The 20284-nt window shown below is 69.7% G+C and carries 20 protein-coding genes and 1 pseudogene; 7 read left to right on the top strand and 14 right to left on the bottom strand.

Features of this window, described 5'->3' with window-relative positions:
* Positions 1 to 6: 6 nt before the first annotated feature.
* Complete coding sequence (locus OG205_RS22125; protein ID WP_330270028.1) at positions 7 to 777, bottom strand: SDR family oxidoreductase; 771 nt, start codon at positions 775 to 777, stop codon at positions 7 to 9.
* 39 nt (positions 778 to 816) lie between these two features.
* On the opposite strand from OG205_RS22125, the gene OG205_RS22130 reads away from it, so the two are divergent.
* From OG205_RS22130 to OG205_RS22145, 4 genes are all read left to right on the top strand, one after another.
* Complete coding sequence (locus OG205_RS22130; protein WP_330270029.1) at positions 817 to 1599, top strand: IclR family transcriptional regulator; 783 nt, start codon at positions 817 to 819, stop codon at positions 1597 to 1599.
* 77 nt (positions 1600 to 1676) lie between these two features.
* Positions 1677 to 3182 carry a flavin-containing monooxygenase gene (locus OG205_RS22135; protein WP_330270030.1) on the top strand — a complete coding sequence of 502 codons (1506 nt, stop codon included), beginning with the start codon at positions 1677 to 1679 and terminating at the stop codon, positions 3180 to 3182.
* Positions 3142 to 3600: a cupin domain-containing protein gene (locus OG205_RS22140; RefSeq protein ID WP_093599867.1), complete on the top strand. Its 459-nt coding sequence runs from the start codon at positions 3142 to 3144 to the stop codon at positions 3598 to 3600. The genes OG205_RS22135 and OG205_RS22140 overlap by 41 nt, the downstream gene beginning before the upstream one ends.
* Positions 3597 to 3953, top strand: a complete 357-nt coding sequence (locus OG205_RS22145; protein ID WP_330270031.1) for a nuclear transport factor 2 family protein — start codon at positions 3597 to 3599, stop codon at positions 3951 to 3953. Before OG205_RS22140 ends, OG205_RS22145 begins: the two co-directional genes overlap by 4 nt.
* Positions 3954 to 3988: 35 nt before the next feature.
* Here OG205_RS22145 and OG205_RS22150 read toward each other — a convergent pair whose 3' ends face one another.
* From OG205_RS22150 to OG205_RS22170, 5 genes are all read right to left on the bottom strand, one after another.
* Positions 3989 to 5788: an FAD-dependent monooxygenase gene (locus OG205_RS22150; protein ID WP_330270032.1), complete on the bottom strand. Its 1800-nt coding sequence runs from the start codon at positions 5786 to 5788 to the stop codon at positions 3989 to 3991.
* 2 nt (positions 5789 to 5790) lie between these two features.
* The gene (locus OG205_RS22155; protein ID WP_330270033.1) at positions 5791 to 6147 is read right to left on the bottom strand and encodes a putative quinol monooxygenase; all 357 of its coding nucleotides are present in this window, start codon (positions 6145 to 6147) and stop codon (positions 5791 to 5793) included.
* 194 nt (positions 6148 to 6341) lie between these two features.
* The gene (locus OG205_RS22160; protein WP_330278203.1) at positions 6342 to 7370 is read right to left on the bottom strand and encodes a 6-phosphofructokinase; all 1029 of its coding nucleotides are present in this window, start codon (positions 7368 to 7370) and stop codon (positions 6342 to 6344) included.
* Positions 7371 to 7445: 75 nt separating this feature from the next.
* The gene (locus OG205_RS22165; protein ID WP_319978373.1) at positions 7446 to 7958 is read right to left on the bottom strand and encodes a polyadenylate-specific 3'-exoribonuclease AS; all 513 of its coding nucleotides are present in this window, start codon (positions 7956 to 7958) and stop codon (positions 7446 to 7448) included.
* Positions 7959 to 7979: 21 nt separating this feature from the next.
* Entirely contained in the window at positions 7980 to 8714 is a 735-nt protein-coding gene (locus OG205_RS22170) for a lysophospholipid acyltransferase family protein (protein WP_330270034.1), read from the bottom strand.
* Between the two features lie 233 nt (positions 8715 to 8947).
* Here OG205_RS22170 and OG205_RS22175 point away from each other — a divergent pair, with 233 nt between their 5' ends.
* Positions 8948 to 9403 carry a hypothetical protein gene (locus OG205_RS22175; protein WP_330270035.1) on the top strand — a complete coding sequence of 152 codons (456 nt, stop codon included), beginning with the start codon at positions 8948 to 8950 and terminating at the stop codon, positions 9401 to 9403.
* A gap of 378 nt (positions 9404 to 9781) precedes the next feature.
* Here OG205_RS22175 and OG205_RS22180 read toward each other — a convergent pair whose 3' ends face one another.
* From OG205_RS22180 to OG205_RS22210, 7 genes are all read right to left on the bottom strand, one after another.
* Complete coding sequence (locus OG205_RS22180; protein WP_330270036.1) at positions 9782 to 10006, bottom strand: DUF2945 domain-containing protein; 225 nt, start codon at positions 10004 to 10006, stop codon at positions 9782 to 9784.
* A gap of 71 nt (positions 10007 to 10077) precedes the next feature.
* Positions 10078 to 11076, bottom strand: a complete 999-nt coding sequence (locus OG205_RS22185; protein ID WP_330270037.1) for an ROK family glucokinase — start codon at positions 11074 to 11076, stop codon at positions 10078 to 10080.
* Entirely contained in the window at positions 11076 to 11435 is a 360-nt protein-coding gene (locus OG205_RS22190; RefSeq protein WP_330270038.1) for a hypothetical protein, read from the bottom strand. Before OG205_RS22190 ends, OG205_RS22185 begins: the two co-directional genes overlap by 1 nt.
* Before the next feature lie 14 nt (positions 11436 to 11449).
* On the bottom strand, positions 11450 to 12658 hold the full coding sequence (locus OG205_RS22195; protein ID WP_330270039.1) for an ArsA family ATPase: 1209 nt from the start codon (positions 12656 to 12658) through the stop codon (positions 11450 to 11452).
* On the bottom strand, positions 12655 to 13095 hold the full coding sequence (locus OG205_RS22200) for an SRPBCC family protein (protein ID WP_093599897.1): 441 nt from the start codon (positions 13093 to 13095) through the stop codon (positions 12655 to 12657). Before OG205_RS22200 ends, OG205_RS22195 begins: the two co-directional genes overlap by 4 nt.
* Before the next feature lie 23 nt (positions 13096 to 13118).
* Positions 13119 to 13907, bottom strand: a complete 789-nt coding sequence (locus OG205_RS22205) for a metallophosphoesterase family protein (protein ID WP_330270040.1) — start codon at positions 13905 to 13907, stop codon at positions 13119 to 13121.
* A gap of 58 nt (positions 13908 to 13965) precedes the next feature.
* Positions 13966 to 14346, bottom strand: coding sequence for a polyketide cyclase / dehydrase and lipid transport (locus tag OG205_RS22210; protein WP_319978383.1), 381 nt, complete (start codon positions 14344 to 14346; stop codon positions 13966 to 13968).
* Positions 14347 to 14444: 98 nt separating this feature from the next.
* Between OG205_RS22210 and OG205_RS22215 the strand changes: the two genes are divergently transcribed.
* Together OG205_RS22215 and OG205_RS22220 are read left to right on the top strand one after the other, a co-directional pair.
* Positions 14445 to 16241, top strand: coding sequence for an AMP-dependent synthetase/ligase (locus OG205_RS22215; protein ID WP_330270041.1), 1797 nt, complete (start codon positions 14445 to 14447; stop codon positions 16239 to 16241).
* A 249-nt stretch (positions 16242 to 16490) separates the two neighbouring features.
* Positions 16491 to 19358 (top strand): AfsR/SARP family transcriptional regulator, encoded by a 2868-nt coding sequence (locus tag OG205_RS22220; RefSeq protein WP_330270042.1) that lies wholly within the window; start codon positions 16491 to 16493, stop codon positions 19356 to 19358.
* 615 nt (positions 19359 to 19973) lie between these two features.
* Here the strand turns inward: OG205_RS22220 and OG205_RS22225 are convergent.
* A pseudogene (locus OG205_RS22225) lies at positions 19974 to 20276 on the bottom strand (helix-turn-helix domain-containing protein); the annotation flags it as partial.
* Positions 20277 to 20284: the final 8 nt, after the last annotated feature.

Raw genomic sequence — 20284 nt, forward strand, 5'->3', positions numbered from 1 at the left:
TCCCTTTCAGACTGCGGTTTCGGTGCGGCCGCCGTCGACGGTCAGCACGGTGCCGTTGACGTACGAGGCTTGTGGCGAAGCCAGAAACGCCACGGCGGCGGCGATCTCGCTCGGGTCCGCCGCGCGCAGGGCTGGAATGTCCGCGAGGTCGTGCGCGGCGGCGGTGTCGAGATCCACGCCCGCCGCCTCGGCCCTGCGCCGCAACACCTCCAGCCTGCGCGGAGTCAGCGTCGCACCGGGAGCGACGCAGTTGACCGTGACGCCGTCCGCCGCGAACTGCCGCGACGCGAGCTTCATCGCCGACGTCACGGCCGCACGCAGCACCGTGGACGACGCAAGGCCGGGCTGCGGCTGCCGCACCGCCGTCGACGTGATCACCACGGCTCGGCCGAAACCGCGCCGCGCCATCAGCGGCAACGCCTCGCGCAGCAACGCCAGCGGGCCGAGCAGCAACAGGTCGAGGTCGCGGTGCCACTGCGCGTCCGGCACTTCGAAGATCCCGCCCGGTGACGGCCCGCCCGCGTTCACCACCAGCACGTCGAGCGAGCCGAACCGGCCGGCGACGGTGCCGACGACGGCGGTGGCCTCACCGGGATCGGCGAGGTCGCAGACGAGGTAGTCGGCGCCGAGCGGCCCGGCCGTCTCCTTCAGCGTGGATTCGGTGCGTCCGGCCAGCACGACGCGGTGCCCGCTCTCGACGAGCGCCGCGGCCGTCGCCGCACCGATTCCGCCGGCGCCGCCCCCGACGAGCGCGACCCGCGTGGTGTTTGCGTCCATGAGCTCCTACAGTCGCCGTGTGCGAATGGTCGACCAAGGATGAGTCCCAGTGACCGGGACTCGCAGTCAACCGAGCCGAGCGGTTCACTCGAACGCGCGGCGGCGATCCTGGACGCCTTCGACTTCTCCCACCGCGAGCTGGGCCTGGCCGAACTCGTGCGCAGATCCGGGCTTCCGCGCTCGACCGTGCACCGCACGGCGGGCCGCATGATCGAGCTGGGCTGGCTCGACAAACCGGGCGACCGCTACCGGATCAGCACCGGCCTGTTCAAGCTCTCCAGCCTCGTGCCCGTGCGGCACGAGCTGCGCGAGGCCGTGCTGCCGTTCCTGCAGGACCTCTACGCCGCCGCCCGCGTCACGGTCCAGCTCGGCGTCCTCGACGGCACTCAGGTCCTGGTCGTCGAGAAGATCACCGGGCACCGGCCGATGCCGATGCTCGACCAGGTCGGCGGCATGATTCCGGCGCACTGCTCGGGTCTGGGCCGCGCGATCCTCGCCTTCTCCTCCGCGTCCACTGTGGACGCGGTGATCGCCGCCGGGCTGAATCGCCGCACCCCTCGCACGATCACGAGCCCGACGGCGTTGCGTCGTGAGCTGGCCGCGATCCCGGACCAGGGCTGGGCCTACGACCGCGAGGAGGGCAACGTCGGCATCAGCTGCATCGCGGCCCCGATCTTCAGCGCGGGTGGCGACGTCGCCGCGGCGTTGTCGGTGACCGGCCCGAGCGCGGCGGTGCGCCCGGACCGGATCGGCCCGGCCGTGCGGATGGCGGCCGCGGCGGCGACCCGCGCCTACTCGACCCGGCGCTGGGAGTCCCACTAGCCGGGACTTCTGGTTGGCCGTGGCCAGGGCAGCGCTCCACAGTGTGGTCCGTCACATCCTCACTCAGGAGGACCAGGATGCGAGTAGCGATCATCGGTGCCGGAGTCGCCGGCCTCACCACTGCCAAGGTGCTGCTGCAGGCAGGGCACGAGGTCGAGGTGTTCGACCGGACACCGGACGTCGGCGGCGTGTGGAGCCGCACCAGGCGCTACCCCGGCCTCACCACGCAGAGCCCGAAGGCCCAGTACTCGTTCTCCGACTTCCCGATGCCGAAGGAACTGCCGGAGTGGCCGACCGGCGAGCAGGTGCAGGCGTACCTGGAGGCCTACACCTGGCACTTCGGCGTCGATGCCTGCCTGCGTCTGGAGACGACGGTGACGTCCGTCGTGCCCGTTGGCGACGCGTGGGACCTGACCACGCACACCGGCACGACGTATCGCTACGACAGCGTGATCGTGGCCAACGGCGTGTTCTGCGAGCCGTCCGTGCCGGCGTTCTCAGGCCGTGAGGAGTTCGAGGCTGCCGGCGGGCGAGTGCTCACGGGCACCGAGTTCCTCGACGTCGAGGAGGCGCGGGACAAGCACGCGCTCGTCGTCGGGTACGGCAAGTCGGCGTGCGACGTGACGGTGCCGATCAGCGGTGTCGCCGCGAGCACCGACATCATCGCGCGGCAGCTGCTGTGGAAGGTCCCGCGCAAGATCGGCGGCGTCGTCAACTTCAAGATGCTGCTGCTGACCCGCATGGGCGAGGCGCTGTTCCGCTACCGGTCGCTGCGCGGGTTCGAGAAGTTCCTGCACGGCCCCGCGAACGGGATGCGACGCTCGATGCTCAACTCGCTCGGATCGGTGTCTGTCAGGCAGTTCGGGCTCGCGCGGCACGACCTGGTGCCGTCCGGGCAGATGGAGGACATCGTCAAGGGCGCGATCGGCCTTGCCACCGAGGGGTTCTTCGAGGGCGTGGAGTCGGGCGAGATCCGCGTGCACCGCGACAGGACGATCGCGCGGCTCAAGGCCGGTGGCGCGGAGCTCTCGGACGGCACGGTGCTGCCCGCGGACCTGATCGTCTGCGCCACCGGGTTCACGCAGGGCGTGCCGTTCCTGCCGGGCTCCGTGCAGGAGCGGCTGTTCGACGAGCGCGGCAACTTCGCGCTGTACCGGCAGATCCAGCCGATCGGCGTGCCGGGCCTGTACTTCAACGGCTACAACTCGTCGTTCTTCAGCCCGCTCAACGCGGAGATGGCGGCGTTGTGGATCGCGGCCGACCTCGCGGGAGCGCTCTCGCTGCCGGACGCCGCCGCGCGCCGGGCGGACGTGGCCGCGCAGCTCGCGTTCATGGACGAGGCGACGAACACGCACCACTGCCGCGGCACGAAGATCATCCCGTTCTCGCTGAAGAACGCCGACGAGGTGCTCGCGGACCTCGGCCTGCAGATCGGCCGGACGACCCGCGCGTCGCACTGGCTCAACCCGGTCGCGCCGTCGGCGTACCGCAAGGTCACGCCCCAGTTGCTCGCCCGGATCAGTCGAAACGAGGTTGGAGATCATGGAAACCCCCGTGAAGCATCACGTCTACCGCAGCGGTGAGGGCACGAACGTCGGCGCGATCGGCCTGGGCATCTACACGCGGCTGACCGGCGCGGACACCAAGGGCGCCTACTCCCTGTTCGAGTACGTCGTGCCGCCGAACCTCGGCGGGCCGCCCACGCACATCCACAGCCGCGAGGACGAGCTGTTCACGTGCGTGCAGGGACGGGTCGTCGTCGAGCTGGACGGCGAGGAACACGTGCTGGGGCCGGGGGATTCGCTGCTGATGCCGCGCGGGGTGCCGCACATGTTCCACAACCCGTTCGACGAGGAGACGCGCGTCGTGGCCGTCGTGTCGCCGCCGGGGCTGGAGAACTACTACCAGGCGTTGTCGGAGCTGCCGCCGGGGCCGCGGGACATGAAGCTGGTCGCGGAGATCATGGTGCGGCACGGGCTTTCGCTGCAGAAGAAGCCATGAGGATCGAGATGGTGCGGCAGATGTGTGCCGCTGTCGATTCCGGTGACGCTGAAGCGTTCGGTGCTTGGTTCGCTGCCGACGCCACCTACACGTTCGGCAACAACGAACCGCTGATCGGGCGTGCCGCGGTCGTGGCGGCGACCGCGGGTGCCGCCGGTGCGTTGCCGTGGGTGCGGCACGTGGTCGATCAGGTCGCGGAGGTCGGGGACCAGCTGTTCTGCCGGTTCACCATCGAGACCGAGGCGCCGGACGGCGAACAGCTCGCGTTGCCTTGCGTGACGGTGATCTGGATGTCCGGAGACGAGATCGTCGACTATCGCGTGCACATGGACATATCGCCGGCGATGGCGTGAGAAGAGGGGCCCGGTTCGCCGGGCCCCTCTTCTCGTCATGCGGCTTGGATTTGCCGTGTGGCCGGGCTATGCACCGTGGCGAGGAAACGTTGGCAGGCCTCGAAGTCGAGTTCGTCGCAGCGCCACGCGACGTGGCCGTCCGGGCGGATGACGTAGAGGGCCCGCGAGTCCGGTTCGGTGAGGCCGTAGTGCTCGAACACCTGGGCCGAGTCGGCGCGGTGCACCCGGCCGTCCGGCCTGGCTTCGACACGGGCGACGAGGTGGCTCGTGACTGCGAGCTCGTTCAGGGCTGTCATGTGCTCGGTGATCTCGGTCGCGGTGAGGTGCTTGCGGGACAACGCGATCACGTGCAGCTGATAGCCCTGCAGAAGGTCGAACACCTGCTCGCGGTCGTTGATCCTGGCGTCGGGAACGCGCTGACCCGCCAGTGGCCCCTTGAGCGAGTAGAGCAGCTCGTTGACGTTGATCTCGCTGGGCCGGTAGCCGAGGCTCAGTTGCGAGAGGCGGTGGAACGACTTGCGGTGCGGGATCGGCGCCGCCGACATCCGTCCGATCAGGAACGGCCCCGCCGTGTCGCGCAGCCACGCCTGCCAGCCGCGCAGGCCCGCCGCGACCCGGTAGAGGCGGTCGGTGAACTTCAGCAGCCGCACGCCGGCCGGATGACGCTCGGCGGAGTACGTGTCGAGCAGGTCCACGTCGTCGTTGATCGCCGCCGCGAGCTTCCAGGCGAGGTTGGCGGCGTCGTGCAGGCCGGTGTTCATGCCCTGGCCACCTGCCGGGGAGTGGATGTGGGCGGCGTCGCCGACGAGGAACCCTCTGCCGCGGCGGTAGTCGTCGACGCCGCGCAGGTGGACCTGGTAGCGGCTGGTCCAGATCGGGGCGCTGAGGGTGACGGGCAGGTTCATCGCCCTGCGCAGCTCGTCCTGCAGGATCCCCAGGTCGAAGTCCGCTCCGGGGTCGCCGAAGTCGGTCACCATCACGCGTGACGTCTCGGCGCCCTTCAGCGGTAGGAACAGGCCGATGCGGTCGCGGTTCATGAACACCCGGAAGTGCGCGTGGTCCAGCGGCCACTCGACCTTGCAGTCGGCCAGGAGATAACGCTGGCCGTACTTGTCGCCTTCAAAACTGAGCCCGAGCTGCTGGCGGACCGCGCTGTGGGCGCCGTCCGCGCCGACTACGTACTGGGCGGTGATGGTCCGCTCTCCGACGACCGCGGTGACGGCGTCTTCGGTCTGGTTCAGTTCGGTGAGCTTCATGCCACGCCTGACGGTGACGCCGTGGCGCGCGAGGTCCTTGAGCAGCACTTCCTCCACTTCGGACTGCGGCGCCATCAGGATGAACTGGTACGGCGTGGTCGCCGCCTTCGCGCGATCGAAGTCGAGGCCGCCGGCCTGCCTGCCCCTGATGTGGAAGCGGATGCCGGTCGTGACCACGCCGCGTTCGAGCAGCTCGTCAGCGAGTCCGATACCGCGGAACAACTCGATGGTGCGGGCCTGGACGGCGAACGCCCTCGACTCCGTGGCGGGACCTGCGTTGGCGTCGACCACGCACACCCTGACGCCCTGGCGGACCAGCAGTGCCGCGGTCATCAGACCGCTCGGACCGGCGCCGACGACGAGCACGTCGCAGTCGTGGCGGGCCGGTCGTGCCTTGAGGACGGTCTTCGGTGGGGCGACCGTCGGTTTCGGCCGCGTCCTCGACTTGCCGAGAGCGGCCAGGAAACCGCTGCCGGGACGCGCGGTGACCTGCGGCAGCGGGTTGCCTGTGAGCCTGCCCCACATCCTGCGGGTGAGCAGGAAGAGCAGGGTGACGACGGCGAAGATCAGCAGTCCCACGGCTACCTCACCGCCGGCAGGTCGCTGGACATGCGCAGGAACTGCTGGACCAGGGGTCCTTCCACGAGCGGCTGGATCGCGCGCCGGAACTCCTGGACGTAGGGCTCGGCGAGGTGCTTCTCCAGGTCCTGCTTCGACCGGAACATCTCGTAGATCACGAACCGCGACCGGTCGGCCCGGTCGCGGTGGACGTGGAACTCGATCGAGCCCGGCTCCGCGCGCAACGGCTCGACGAGACCGAGGATCAGCGCCTCGACCTCGTCCTCACGGCCCGGCTTGGCGGTGGCGAATCCCAGGTGGGTGTAGGGCCCTGTCTCGTCGGCGTCCGGCTCGGGCAGGACGACTCGCGCGTCGCTCATCAGGTCTCCCTTGACTGCTCAACGGATGATGAATTCACCATCGCAGTCAGCGAGCGCACGGCCACAGCACGAGTCCCAGCGAGCGGGACCGCCCGCTTATGCAAAAGACGTTTGCGGTCGTCCGCAAACGTCTTTTGCATAAGCGATATATTGGATATTGCTCATAGGTCAGGCCCAGAGGTCAGGCCCAGAGATCAGGCACCGAAGAAGACCTCGGCCTCTTCGTAACGCTCGGTCGGGACCGTCTTGAGCTCGGCCGTCGCCTCCGACAGCTTCACGCGCACGATGTCAGTGCCGCGCAGCGCGACCATGGTGCCGAAGTCGCCAGCGGCGACAGCGTCGACGGCGTGCAAGCCGAAGCGGGTCGCGAGGACGCGGTCGTAGGCGGTCGGCGTGCCACCGCGCTGGATGTGGCCGAGGATGGCCGCGCGGGACTCCTTGCCGGTGCGGTCCGCGATCTCCTCCGCGAGCCACTGACCGACGCCACCGAGGCGGACGTGACCGAAGGCGTCGCGCTCACCGGAGTGCAGCACCTCGGCGCCACCCTCGGGGATCGCGCCCTCGGCGACGACGATGATCGGCGCGAACTCGCTCTCGAAGCGGCGCTCGACCCATCCGACGACCTTGTCGACGTTGAACGGGCGCTCGGGCACGAGGATGACGTTCGCGCCACCGGCGAGACCGGAGTGCAGCGCGATCCAACCGGCGTGACGGCCCATGACCTCGACGACGAGCGCACGGTGGTGCGACTCGGCCGTGGTGCGCAGGCGGTCGATGGCCTCGGTCGCGATGTGCACGGCCGTGTCGAAGCCGAACGTGTAGTCCGTGGCGCCGAGGTCGTTGTCGATCGTCTTCGGCACACCGACGACGCCGATGCCGTCGTCGGTCAGGCGCTTCGCGACACCGAGGGTGTCCTCGCCGCCGATCGCGATGATGGCGTCGATGTTGTTCGCCGCGATGGTCTCGCGGATGCGGTCGACACCGCCCTCGACCTTGTAGGGGTTCGTGCGCGACGAGCCCAGGATGGTGCCACCGCGGGTGAGGATCTCCTCGACGTCCGCGAGGCCGATCTCCTTGGTGAGGTTCTCGATCGGGCCCTGCCACCCGTTGCGGAACCCGACGATCTCCCAGCCGTGTGCCTTGATGCCCTTGCGGACCACGGCCCGGATCACGGCGTTCAGACCGGGGCAGTCACCACCGCCAGTGAGCACACCGATGCGCATCTGCTTCCCCATCTCTCGTGTTCTGTGTCACGCAGACTGTCACGAGCTGTATCGGTGCAGCAACGCGGGTCTCACTTACCGGACGGGAAACCCGATTTTCCGCCGCTGCTCCTCGATCACCTTCCACCGCGCGAGGTTGTGCCGCGCGTCGGCGAGGGCGTCGTGCGCGTCCGCCGGAGGAGCGGGCAGCCTGGGGCGGCCGACGTCGTCCCAGCGTTGCCGCAGGTCACGCGTGAAGCGGGGCAGCGCGCGCGGCAACGCCGGCATCGCACCCCACAGCTGCGCCAGCGCAACGTGGTCGTAGGCGGCGAACCACGCCCACAGCTCGACCTCGTCGCGCGCCGCGTTGCGGGCGTTGAGGAAGTCGAGCAGGTCCTCGCGGATGCGCTCGCGGCCGCGCCACGCCTTGTCCGCGGGCGAGGGCAGCTGGTTGAGCACGTTCTGCCGCACCCACGGTCCCGCGCGATCGGGATCGAACTCGGTGGACACGGCGTAGAACTCGCGGCCTTCCTCGTCGACCACACCGATCGACACGAGATCGATCGTCAGCCCGTCCTCGATGAACTCACAGTCGTAGAAAAACCGCACCGCGACACCCTAGGGGTGCGCTCAGCTCGCCTTCTTCTCGGGCACCCGGTCGCCCTTCTTGCCCTGTTCCGGCACGTCGGCGGTCTGCTCCTTGGCCTTCGCCGCGTAGACGTCGACGTACTCCTGACCGGAGAGCTCCATCAACGCGTACATGATCTCGTCGGTGATCGACCGAAGCACGAACCTGTCGCCGGACAGCCCCTCGTAGCGGGAGAAGTCCAGCGGCTTACCGATCTTGATGCGGATCGGGTACGGCTTCCACATCCTCGAACCGATGGGGTTCGCCTTGTCCGTGCCGAACATCGCGACGGGAATGACCGGCGCACCGGACTCCAGCGCGATCCACGCGACGCCGACCTTGCCCTTGTAGAGGCGCGCGTCCGGCGAACGCGTGCCCTCGGGGTAGATGCCGAGCAGCTTGCCCTCGCGCACGATCCGCACGCCGGTGTCGAGCGCTCCCTGCGCGGCGGACGCGCTGGACCGGTCGATCGGCACCTGGCCGACGCCGGTGAAGAACCACTTCTGCAGCCTGCCCTTGATCCCCTTGCCGGTGAAGTACTCGATCTTCGCCGGGAAGGTCATGCGCCGCGACAGCATCAACGGCAGGAAGAACGAGTCGGAGACGGCGAGGTGGTTGCTCGCCAGGATGGCGCCGCCGTCCTTCGGGATGTTCTCGGCGCCCTCGATGATCTTCGGCTGGAAGAACAGCCGCAGAATCGGTCCCAGGAGGACGTGCTTCATCAACCAGTACAGCACCTTGGGAAGCGCCTCCCTTAAGACCCCGCGAAACCTTGATCCCGACAATCAGCCTACGGAGCCGACCGCACCTCACACAACGAGTCCCAAGTTAGTGCGTCACGGCCGTGCCAGAACGCGGCCCGGGAAGCGCGACCGGGGACGTGACTGGGCCGACTGCCGTAACCCGCAACACATCCCGCCCGTGCAACGATGTGGGGTCAGAGGGTGGCGGCACGTGGGAGAGGCTCTGGATGAACGCCCGGCGCGACTCGACCGACGGACCGGAGAACGTCGACGAGCTCTTTGCCGAGATCGTCGCGGGTCTCGAACGGGACGGGGTCGGCAAGAACTGGCTCGACCTCGACGAGGCGAGTCCGCAAGAACCGGAACCACGCACCGTCGTGGCCGACGAACAGGCTCCGGAGCCCGTTGACGAGCCCGAAGCCCGTGATCCGGCCGACGAGGACCACTACGTCCCGCCGGAGCCGCCGCCGTTGCCGGTGCTGCGCGCCTCCACGCTCGCGGCCCTCGGTCTGTTCGTGCTGGGCATCCTGCTGCTGGTCGCGCCCGGCATCTTCGGACTGCAGGCGCGCATCGGCACCCCGCTGTCGCTGGTGGCGCTGTGCGCGGGTGTCGGCTGGCTGATCCTGCGCATGCGCAACACCCCGCCGCCCGACTCGGGCTGGGACGACGGCGCCCAGGTGTGACAGGTCACGTCTTGCTTGGTAACGACGTGATAACAGCCACTCAAACCTTCAGATAACGATTCGGTCGTGCTTACCGTGTCGCCCATGGACCAGATGCAGCACCTGATGATGGCCCGCGCCATGGCGACCCTGAGCAAGAAGGACGCGGAGCGCGCCAAGCGCCGCCCGCGCATCCTGCGCCTGCTCGGCCGCTAGATCTGGGTCCGGCCCTCTTCCGCCGGACGTTCGAGCTGGATGTTCGCGGCGGGTGAACAACCCCGACACGCCCGCCGCGACATTCCCCAAATCGATATATCAGTCTCGCTGGCCTGCACCTTTGCAACAGGTCTTTTGACTTCGTCCGCAAACGAGCTGTTGCAATGCCGCCCGATGCGAGGGTCAGCCGGACTTCGAACGCCGGCGCAGTGCGGACGGCTTGTGCACCGCGTCCCTGCCGCTCTTCGCGCTCTCCACGCGGTACTGGGGCTCGTCCTCCGAGGCCTTCACCTTGCGGCCCGCCGCGTCCTTCTCCTCGGTGATCTCTTCCTTCACCTCGCCGTGCGTCGTCGAGCCGTGGCTCGACCACTCGACCTCGTCACCCGGCTTGTAGGGATGCTTCGTCATGCCTGCCGGGTACCCCATTCGGACGCGTCAACCCAGCCAGAAGGACGCCTCGGAGCCCCTCGGGAAGTAGCTCAGGAGCGGCGCGAGTGGTTCTTCGCCGCCGGTGCGGTCGTCTGGGAGGCCATCTGGGCCGCCATCTCGCGGGCCAGGGTCGCCGCGCCCACGATGCCGGCGTCGTCGCCGAGCTGGGCCGTGCGGATCCGCGCCAGCGGGCGGTGACCCGCTCCCGTCACCACGGCGGAGTAGCGCTCGCGGGCGTCGTCGAGGAACAGCGGCGCCGACGTCGACACCCCTCCCCCGATGACGATCACCTCGGGGTCGTAGACGTCGGCGACGAGCGCCAGGCCCTCGCCGAGCCAGCGGGCCAGGTCGGCCATCGCGCGCTTGGCCAGCGGGTCGCCGTCGCGGGCCGCGCCCGCCACGCGGCGGCCGGTCACCGCGCGGGAGTCGCCGGCGGCCTCGCGGGCCAGAACGGTGGAGACGCCGGGGTGTTTGGCGAGCAGTTCCACCGCCGTGGCGCTCAGGGCCGTGCCGCTGCAGTAGCGCTCCCAGCAGCCGTTCTTGCCGCATGGGCAGGGGCGGCCGTCCGGGACGACGCGCAGGTGGCCCAGTTCGGGGGCGACGCCGTACGCGCCGCGGAAGACCTCGCCGTTGAGCAGCAGCGCGGCGCCGATGCCGGTGCCGATGGCGACCAGGACGGCGGTCTTGGCACCTCGGGCGGCGCCGAAGCGGTGTTCGGCGAGAGCGGCGGCGTTCGCGTCGTGTTCCAGGACGACCGGCATGCCCAGGCGGTCGCTCATGCGGTCGGCCACGTCGGCCTGCCGCCACGCCAGGTGGGGTGCGAAACGGACCGTGCGGCGGTCTGAGGCGATGAAGCCCGCCACGGCCAGTCCGACGGCGTTCACGGCGTGGCGGTCCGCCACCTCCTCCACGGCGGCGACGATCGCGTCTTCGAGAGCGCGTTCGCCCGCCGGGGTGGGCGCACGGGAGGTGTCCAGCACCGAGCCGCGCGGGTCCACGACGCCAGCGCGCACGCTGGTGCCACCGATGTCCACTCCGACTGTGAGCACTAGTCCGTCTTCCTGACGACCTTGATGTGCTGCACGCGCTGTCCCGCGCCGGAGTCGTGCTCGGGCGCGGACTCCTCGGAACCCGCCGAAGGAGGCGGGGTACCGGGCTCGCGCAGGGCCGCGCGCAGCACCGCCACCAGGCCCGCCGCGTGTTCGGCGGCCTTCGCGGCCAGTTCGGAACGGTCGCCGCGCAGCAGTGCCACGCCGTTGCACAACGGACACCAGCCGCACGTCTCGGGCGTGTGCGTACCGTCGCCCGCCTCGGAGACGCGCTGCAGCCACGGCTGCATGCGCTCGGCGGCCGTGTCGATGAGCAGCCGCAGCTCCTCGGCGAGCTTGCCGGTGTTGTCCTGAGTCATCTACAAGCTCCTGATCAGCGCCAGAGGGAAGGGTCCGGGCGGAACCCCACCGTCACGCCACCCGAGTCCATCTCCGCACCGGTGACGATGCAGCGCCTCAGCAACGACGGCAGCGCCACGAGCCGACGCCGGCCATCGACGGTCAGCGCCAGATCGTCGCCCACGCGCGCGAGGTCCAGCTCCGTGTCGTCGGCCAGCGGCAAAGCGATCCGCAACGAATATCGGGCGTCGAGTCCGCGACCGCTGCCCGACACCTCCAGCAACGACTCCGACACCGCGGCGCCCGGCAACGGGTCCGAGTCGCCGTACAACTGCTCGGCGACCTCCAGCAGCGCCGAAACGCCCACGGGCTCCGACGCGCGGTGGTCGACCGTGCGGATCTCACCGATCCCGGTCAGTTCGGCCAGCACCGCGTCCTGCTCGTGGCGACGCGTGCGCAGCCACGAGGCGGCGGCACCGCGCGCGGCACCCGGCGAGGGCACCAGCCGGTTCGCGATCACGCTGTCGACCCGGATTCCCTGCAACGCCAGCGCGGTCAGCGTGCGGCGGGTCTCGGCGGCGACGACGCGTTCCGGCGTCAGCACCAGCCGCACCGAGCACGACGACGAGTCCGTGAGCATCGAACGCAACGCGTCCAGCCGCTCGGCGAGCCGGCTCAGCGCATCGGCCGTCGCGTCCCACTTCTCGACGGTCCCGGTGCCGGCGACGCCCGCGAGAAGCCCGCGCACCACTCGCCGGTGCGTCGGGAAGAGCCGTTCGAGATAGCCGGCGAACGCCTCGGGCAGCGACAGCAGCCGCAACGTCTCCGCGGTCGGCCCGCAGTCGACGACCACGACCTCCCACGGCCCGGACGACGCGAGCCGCCGCACCTCCGCCAGCGCGAGGAGTTCCTCGACACCGGGAAGCACGGTCAGTTCCTCGGCGTCGAGCTCGTCGACACCGGCGCCGGCCAGCACGGTCCGCAGGTGCCCGCGCAGATCACCCCAGGCCTCGTCGACGAGACCGCGAGGGTCGATCTGGCAGGCGAACAAGCCATCCGAGCCGTCCACTTCGGACGGTTCGGCACCGAGACGCACGTCGAGCGCGTCCCCCAGCGAGTGCGCGGGATCGGTGGAGACCACGAGCGCCTTGCGGCCGTGCGCGGCCAGCGAGGCGGCCGTCGCGGCCGACAGCGTCGTCTTGCCGACCCCGCCCTTGCCGGTGAAGAGCAGGACCCGGCTCAAGCCGCCTTCTCCGCGCGCTTCTTCAGTTCCTTGAGCGCGGTGTCGAGGATCAGCTTCTCGGCCTTGCGGCGGAACAGCCCGATCATCGGGATCACCAGCTGCACCGACAGCGTGTAGGTGACCTTGGTGCCGGTGCCGGACGGCGCCAGCACGTAGCTGCCCTGCTGCGCCTTCTGCATGGTGCCCTTGACGAGCTGCCACTTCACCGACAGACCGTCGGCGGCCCAGTCGTACTTCAGGGTGTACTCGTCCTTCACGGGACCCTGGTCGATCGCGAACCGCACCTGCTCGGCACGGCCGTCGTCGCGGGAGTCGAGGACCTCGACTTCCTTCATCCCGTTCGCCCAGTCCGGGTACGACGGGAAGTCCGCGATGATCGCCATGATCTTCTCAGGCGGAGCGTCGATGACGATGGACTGAGTGGACTCGTCGGCCATGTGTGAGGAGGTTACTCGCGTCTTTACCAGTTGAGGACGTGAGGCTTGCCGCTGCGCTGGAAGTGCCCGACGTTGACGCACTCGGTGTAGCCGACGCGCACGCGCCTGGCCAACGGCTGGTGCACGTGCCCGAACACCGACCAGCGCGGACGCTCGCGCACGATCTTGTCCAGCGCGGCCCTCGATCCCCACTCGGGACGGCGCGCGACGACGTCGTAGGTCAGTTCCGGCACGAGCGGCGGGATGTGCGTGCACAGCACGTCGACCTGGCCGATCCGCTCCAGCGCGGCCGCCATGTCCTCCTCCGTGCGCAGGTACGGGAACCACGGCGCGTTGGGGTTGCGGACCAGTCCGGGCACCATCAGCCCGCCGCCCGCGAAGCCGAACCTCAGCCCGCCGATCTCCGCGGCCTCGCCGTCGAGCACGTGCACGCCGTCCCGGGCGAACTGAGGCCACAGGTGCGGACTGTCCACATTGCCCGGTGTCGCGTACGTCGGCGCGGACATGGCGCTGAACAACGCGTGGTACTGCTCCAGCACCGCTTCTTCGACGACGGAACGGGCGTCGGCGAGGCCGTCCCACAGCGAGCGGATGTAGCTCGCCGTGTCCGCGCGCCTGGTGCCGCGTCTCAGTTCGGCGAAGATCCCGACCTTCTCCGCGCCGAAGACTCGGCCGAGGATCCCCTTGGAATGGTCGTAGTAGTCGACGAAGTCGATCAGGTCGCCGAGCACGACGAGAGCGTCCGCCCCGTCGCCGGCACGCGCCAGCGCCTCAGCGTTGCCGTGCACATCCGAGACCACGTGAACCCGCACGGTTCCAACTTAGTTGACGCCGCATGGGGGTGTTCTGTGAGACGCACGTCAAGCAAGATCACCCTGCCGGCGGGCAGCCGGCCGGACGACCGTCCTCCAGAGTCAGCTTGAGCCCCAGTGCGACGGATTTCGCGTCGAGCTGACGGCGTTGCACCTCACGGCGGGCGTTGCGGGGTGTGAGCGAACCGGCGGGAGAATCAGCGCGGAGGAAGTAGTGCAACACGGTGCCGTCGAGCATAGGTTCGAGCCAGACCTCCATCGTGCCGACGAGTGCGCCGCCCACGGTCCAGCGCAGCCCCTCTTCGCCCCTGTCGGCGTAGACGTCCAGTTCTAGATCAGGCCAGAAAGCCCGCCACGACGAGGGCGAGGCAAAGGCGGCGGCGACCACGCTGGGTGGTACCGCGAGGAAAGTCTCGTCGACGACGTCCACGCTGGCCATGAGGACAAAAGGTAACGGAAGGGCGTACCAGCCTTTGTATCGCCGGAATCACACGCTAAGTTTCCCCACCAGTAACATTTCACCGTACGGAGGTTGACGTGCGCGAGTTCAGCGTCCCCGCCACCGCCGCTGTGGCTCCGGAGGAGAACCTCACCGACATGGTGTGGGCCAACGCGGAGCGCTTCGGCAACGCCGTCAGCTTCCGCAGGCAGGTCGACGGCACCTGGATCGACATCACCGCGCGTGACTTCGCCGCGCAGGTGATGGCAGTCGCCAAGGGCATGGTCGCGGCCGGTCTCGAACTGGGCGACCGGGTCGGTTTGGTCTCCAAGACCCGCTATGAGTGGTCGTTGCTCGACTTCGCCATCTGGGCGGCGGGCGGCGTCGTGGTACCCATCTACGAGACGTCGTCGGCGGACCAGATCGAGTGGATCCTGTCCGACTCCGGCGCGAAGGCGGTGTTCGTCGAAGCGCCTTCGCACCGCGCGATGGTCGACGACGTCGTCGGCACGCTGCCCGAGCTGCGCCACGTGTGGCAGATCGACGGTGCGGCGGCCGCGGTCGACGAGCTGACCGCGCTCGGTGCCGAGATCACCGACGAGCAGGTGCACGAGCGTCGCGGGCAGGTGCAGGCGGACCAGACGGCGACGCTGGTCTACACGTCGGGCACCACCGGCCGTCCCAAGGGCTGCACGCTGACGCACCGCAACCTGCTGTCCGAGGTGCGGTCGACGCTGTCGCGGTTCCCGGAGATCCTCGCGGCAGGCAACTCGCTGCTGCTGTTCCTGCCGCTCGCGCACATCCTGGCGCGCGCTCTGGCGGTGGCCTGCGTGTACTCGCGGGTGACCGTCGGCCACACGGCGGACGTCAAGAACCTCGTCGGGGACCTCGGCCAGTTCCGGCCGACGTTCGTCGTCGCGGTGCCGCGCGTGTTCGAGAAGGTCTACAACGGCGCGAAGCAGAAGGCGCACGCCGGCGGCAAGGGCAAGATCTTCGACGCCGCGGAGGCGACGTCGGTCGCGTACTCGAGCGCCCTGGACAACGGCGGTCCCGGCCTCGGCCTGCGGGTCAAGCACGCCGTGTTCGACAAGCTGGTGTTCACGAAGCTGCGTGCCGCCCTCGGTGGTCGCGCGATCGCCGCGGTCTCCGGTGGCGCGCCGCTGGGTGACCGGCTGTCGCACTTCTTCCGCGGCGCGGGCATCCCGGTCTACGAGGGCTACGGCCTGACCGAGACGTCGGCGGCGGCGTGCGTGACGTTCCGCGGCCAGGAGAAGGTCGGCACGGTCGGCCTGCCGGTGCCCGGCACGTCGGTGAAGATCGCCGAGGACGGCGAGATCCTCATCAAGGGCGACATCGTGTTCACCGGCTACTGGAACAACGAGGCCGCCACCAAGGAGGCCTTGGAGGACGGCTGGTTCCACACCGGTGACATCGGTGAACTCGACGCCGACGGGTTCCTGAAGATCACGGGCCGCAAGAAGGAGATCATCGTCACCGCCGGTGGCAAGAACGTCTCCCCCGCGCAGCTCGAGGACCGGATCCGGGCGCACCCGCTGATCTCGCAGTGCATGGTCGTCGGCGACAAGCAGCCGTTCATCGGCGCGCTGATCACCATCGACCCCGAGTTCTTCCCGTCGTGGAAGGAGTCGCACGGCAAGCCGAGCTCGGCCGAGGTTCCCGACCTGATCGAGGACGCGGACCTGCTGGCCGAGATCCAGGCCGTGGTGGACGACGCGAACAAGTCGGTGTCCAAGGCCGAGGCGATCCGCAAGTTCCGGGTGCTGCCGGTGGACTTCACCGAGGCAGGCGGCGAGATGACGCCGTCGCTGAAGCTGAAGCGCTCTGTCGTGGCGACGACCTACGCGTCCGACATCGACGCCATCTACGCGAAGTAACCGCAGGTCAAATGCGCGAAAGGCCCAGGAGCCAGAGAGTGCTCCTGGGCCTTTCGACCCCCAGCGATCGTGATCCGCGAACTTTCCGCGGAACCCGAGAAGTGTGATGCCCCGGCCCCCCGACCGGGACATGAAGAAGATTGCCGTATGGCGCTGACGTATCGCTGACGCGCCGATGTCACTTGGCGACAGTGCGCTAATAGGCTGTGAGTCAGACGGGGATCATCTGGCACGCACGAGGGGTAGGCGATGGCTTCGGGTCCGCAGTTCCGGCTGCTCGGCCCGATGGAGGTGCGCCTGGCCGGCTCCGCTGTCGTGTTGCGCGCGGGCAAGCACAGGGCGTTGCTGGCGGCGTTGCTGCTGCGGCCGAACCGCGTGGTTCCCGTGACGGAACTCGTCGAGCACGTGTGGGGGGACACACCGCCTGCGCGCACGCGTGGGACGTTGCAGACGTACGTGATGCGCCTGAGGGCGGCGTTGGGTGATCCGTCGTTGATCCAGACGGCCGCCGACGGCTATCGGATGCTGGTGGACCCACTGGCCGTGGACGCGCATCTGTTCGCGGACGCGGCGGCTCGCGGACGTGCGGCGGCGTCGTCGGAGGACCTGGTCACAGCGCGGAAAGCGTTTGCCGAGGCGTTGGAGCTGTGGCGCGGGCCGGTGCTGTCGGACGTGCCTTCGGAGACGTTGTACTCGGAGCACGCGCCGCGGTTGACCGAGCTGCTGATGACGGTGCACGAGCAGCGGATCGACATGGAGCTCGCACTGGGCAACCACGCGGACCTGGTGCCGGAGCTGTTCGCGCTGACGCGGGACCACCCGTTGCGGGAACGGTTCTGGGCGCAGCTGATGCTCGCGCTGTACCGCTGCAGCAGGCAGGCGGAGGCGCTGGAGGCGTTCCGGCAGCTCGACCGGACTCTGGACGAGCAGCTGGGCATCGATCCGTCCGCCGAGCTGCGAGCGTTGCACCAGGCGATCCTGATGGGGGCCCGGGAGCTGGCGGCGCCGGTGGTGGCGCGGGAGCCGGAACGCGTGCCGGCGTCGCCCATGCGGTTGCCGGACGACATCGCGGACTTCACCGGGCGGTCCTGGCACGTGGAGCGGATCTCCGGGCTGATCGCCGGCGGGTCGGTGCCGATCGTGACGCTCGCGGGGCAGCCGGGGGTGGGCAAGACGACGCTGGCCGTGCGGGTGGCGCACCTGCTGCGGGACCGGTTCCCGGACGGGCAGCTCTACGTCGATCTGCGCGGGTACGCGCTGGGCGCGCCCGCGGACGGGATGGACGTGCTGTCGCGGTTCCTGCGGGCGCTGGGCGTGCCGCCGGACGAGATCCCGCCGGACGCCGACGAGCAGAGCACGATGCTGCGGTCGTTGCTGTCGGGCCGCCGGATGTTGCTGCTGCTGGACAACGCCTCCGCGCCCGACCAGGTGCGGCCGCTGCTGCCGGGGACGGCGTCGTGCCGGGTGATCGTGACGTCGCGGGACGACCTGCGCGGCCTGATCGCGATGAACGGCGCGCGGACCGTGCCGGTGGACGTGTTCTCGGTGGCGGAGTCCGCGTCGCTGCTGGACAAGCTGCTCGGGCCCGGTGACCACGCGGAGCTGGCGTCGCGGTGTGGGCACCTGCCGCTGGCGTTGCGGGTGGCGGCGGCGTACCTGGCCGGGCGTGACGACGTGACGATCTCCGGTTCGCCGATCGAGCTCGCCTACGCCGCGTTGCCTCCCGCGCCGCAGCGGTTGTTCCGGCTGCTGTCGCTGGTGCCGGGACCGGACTTCACGGCGGAGGCGGCGTCCGCGCTGGCCGACGTGGACGCCGAGGGTCTGCTGACGGTGCTGGCGATCGCACGTCTGGTCGTGCGGGCGGTGCCCGGTCGCTACCGGTTCCACGACGAGCTGGTCCGCTACGCCGCCGCGTTGCGCGAGGAGTCGGACAGCCCGTCCGAGCAGCAGGCGTCGTGGACGGCGCTGCTCGACCACTACCTGCGCGGCGTCGAACGCTGCGCCGAGCTGCTCTATCCCGGAATCGTGCGGCTGCCGTCGTCGGCCTCCGGACCGGCGCCGCGGATCTCGACCTCCGCCGAGGCGCTGGCGTGGCTCGACGCGGAACGCCCGAACCTGATCGCGGCCATCCGGCACGCGGCCGACCACGGCCCCGCGGAGATGGCCTGGCAGCTGGCCGACGCGCTGCGCGGCTACCTGTGGATCGGCCAGCACGTCGGCGAATGGCTCGCGACGGCACACCACGGCCTGCAGGCCGCCCAGAAGTCCGCGCACCACCCGGCCGAGGCCGCGATGCACGCGAACCTCGGCACTCTCTACCTGCGGCTCGGCGAGTTCGCGCGCTCCGTCGAGCACCACGACCACGCCATCGAGCTGTACCGGGCGCTGGGCGACAAGGACGCCGAGGCGAGCGTGCTGAACAACCTCAGCCTCGTGCACCGCCGCTCCGGAGACCTGGCCGCCGCGAAGGACGCCCTGCTCCGCTGTCTGGAGATGCTGCGCTCGGCACCGGCGGACAGCGTCAGCACCGGTCTGTACAACCTCGGCCAGCTCGCCGTGGAACTCGGCGAGATCGACGGCGCCGTCGAGCACTTCTCGCAGGCACTGGCCCTGGCGCCGAACGCCGACAGCCACACCTACCTCGGCATGGCACTGCGCCTGCAGGGCCGCCTGGACGAGGCCCGCGCCCACCTCGACCGCGCCCTGGAGATCGGCAACGTCCCCGCGGGCGAGGCCGAGACCCTGGAGAACCTCGCCGCCCTGGAACTCGCCTCCGGTAACGCCGAAGCGGCCCTGTCCCTGGCCTCGCGCGCCCTGTCCCTGGTCGCGGACGGCGGCGACCAGCAGGTCGCGACCACGACCCGGATCACGCTCGGCGAGATCCGCCGCGCCCTGTCCGACCTCGACACCGCCGCCGGCCTGTTCGAACAGGCCCTCGCGACGGCCCGGCGCATCGGTTACGCGTCAGGCGAGGTCCGCGCGCTGATCGACCTCGCCGTGGTGCTGCGGGACCTCGACCGCGACGCCGACTCCCGGTCCGCCGCCGAACAGGCCGCGCGGCGCGGTGCCGAGCTGGGATTGCGCGCCCTGGAGAACCGGGCCCGCGAACTCGCCTGACCCCGGCGGCTCCCGGTGTGCGCGCAGCGCGGCGGCAAGCCAGGTGAACGCAGGCACGCTGGGCGGGGCCGGTGTGCGGTCGTTGATCAGGCTCAGCAGCTCCCAGTAGCGTTCGACGCGGGGTTCGGCCACCGCGTCCAGCCAGTCGAGCAGCGCCCGTGACTCGCTCTCGTCGAGATCGGCGGGCACGACGCGGTCGAGGATCGTGCGGCCGGCGTCGGACTCCGGTGCGATCTTCTTCTCGGCGGCCGGACCCGCGTGCTCGAGAACCAGTGGCCGGACGTTGAGGCCGAACTCGATGCGGTTACCGGACTCGCCGCGGCGCACCAGCAGTTGCACGGCGCGTTGGAAGTCGTCGTCGGAAACGAGTTCCGCGAGCTCTATCCAGGCGTCCACCTGCGCGGAGGTCGGGTCGTCCGGCAGCTGTGGCGGCATCTCCCGCATGAAACCCGCGATGACGAGAGCGTCCTCATCGGTGACGCCGGCGAAGACCTTGTCGACGAAGCCGTCGATGAGGTGTTGCCGTTCGTGTGCCGGCAACCGGGCGAGTTCGTACATCAGGGACAGTCCTTCGGACTTGTTCTCACGGCAGACGGCGTTGTGGAGGACGGCGCGGTTCAGCCGCAACATGCGGATCCGGGTGTCGAGCGCTTCGACGTGGACCGCGGCGATCTCGGCCAGCGTGGACCGCCGGTCGACCACCTTCCGCACCTCGTCCAGCCCGAGGCCGAGTTCACGCAGCGTCCGGACCAGGTGCAGGCGGCCGACCGCGTCGGCGCCGTAGATGCGGTAGCCACCCGAGTTCCGTTCCAGGGGCGGCACCACTCCGCTGTCGGACCAGAACCGGATCGTGCGCGCCGGCAGCCCGGTGCGGCGAGCCAGCTCTCCGATCGTGTAGCGGTCCGTCTCGTCGTCCATGCCATCAA

It is taken from the genome of Lentzea sp. NBC_00516, assembly GCF_036346835.1.
In the GTDB taxonomy this organism is placed as follows: Bacteria; Actinomycetota; Actinomycetes; order Mycobacteriales; family Pseudonocardiaceae; genus Lentzea; species Lentzea sokolovensis.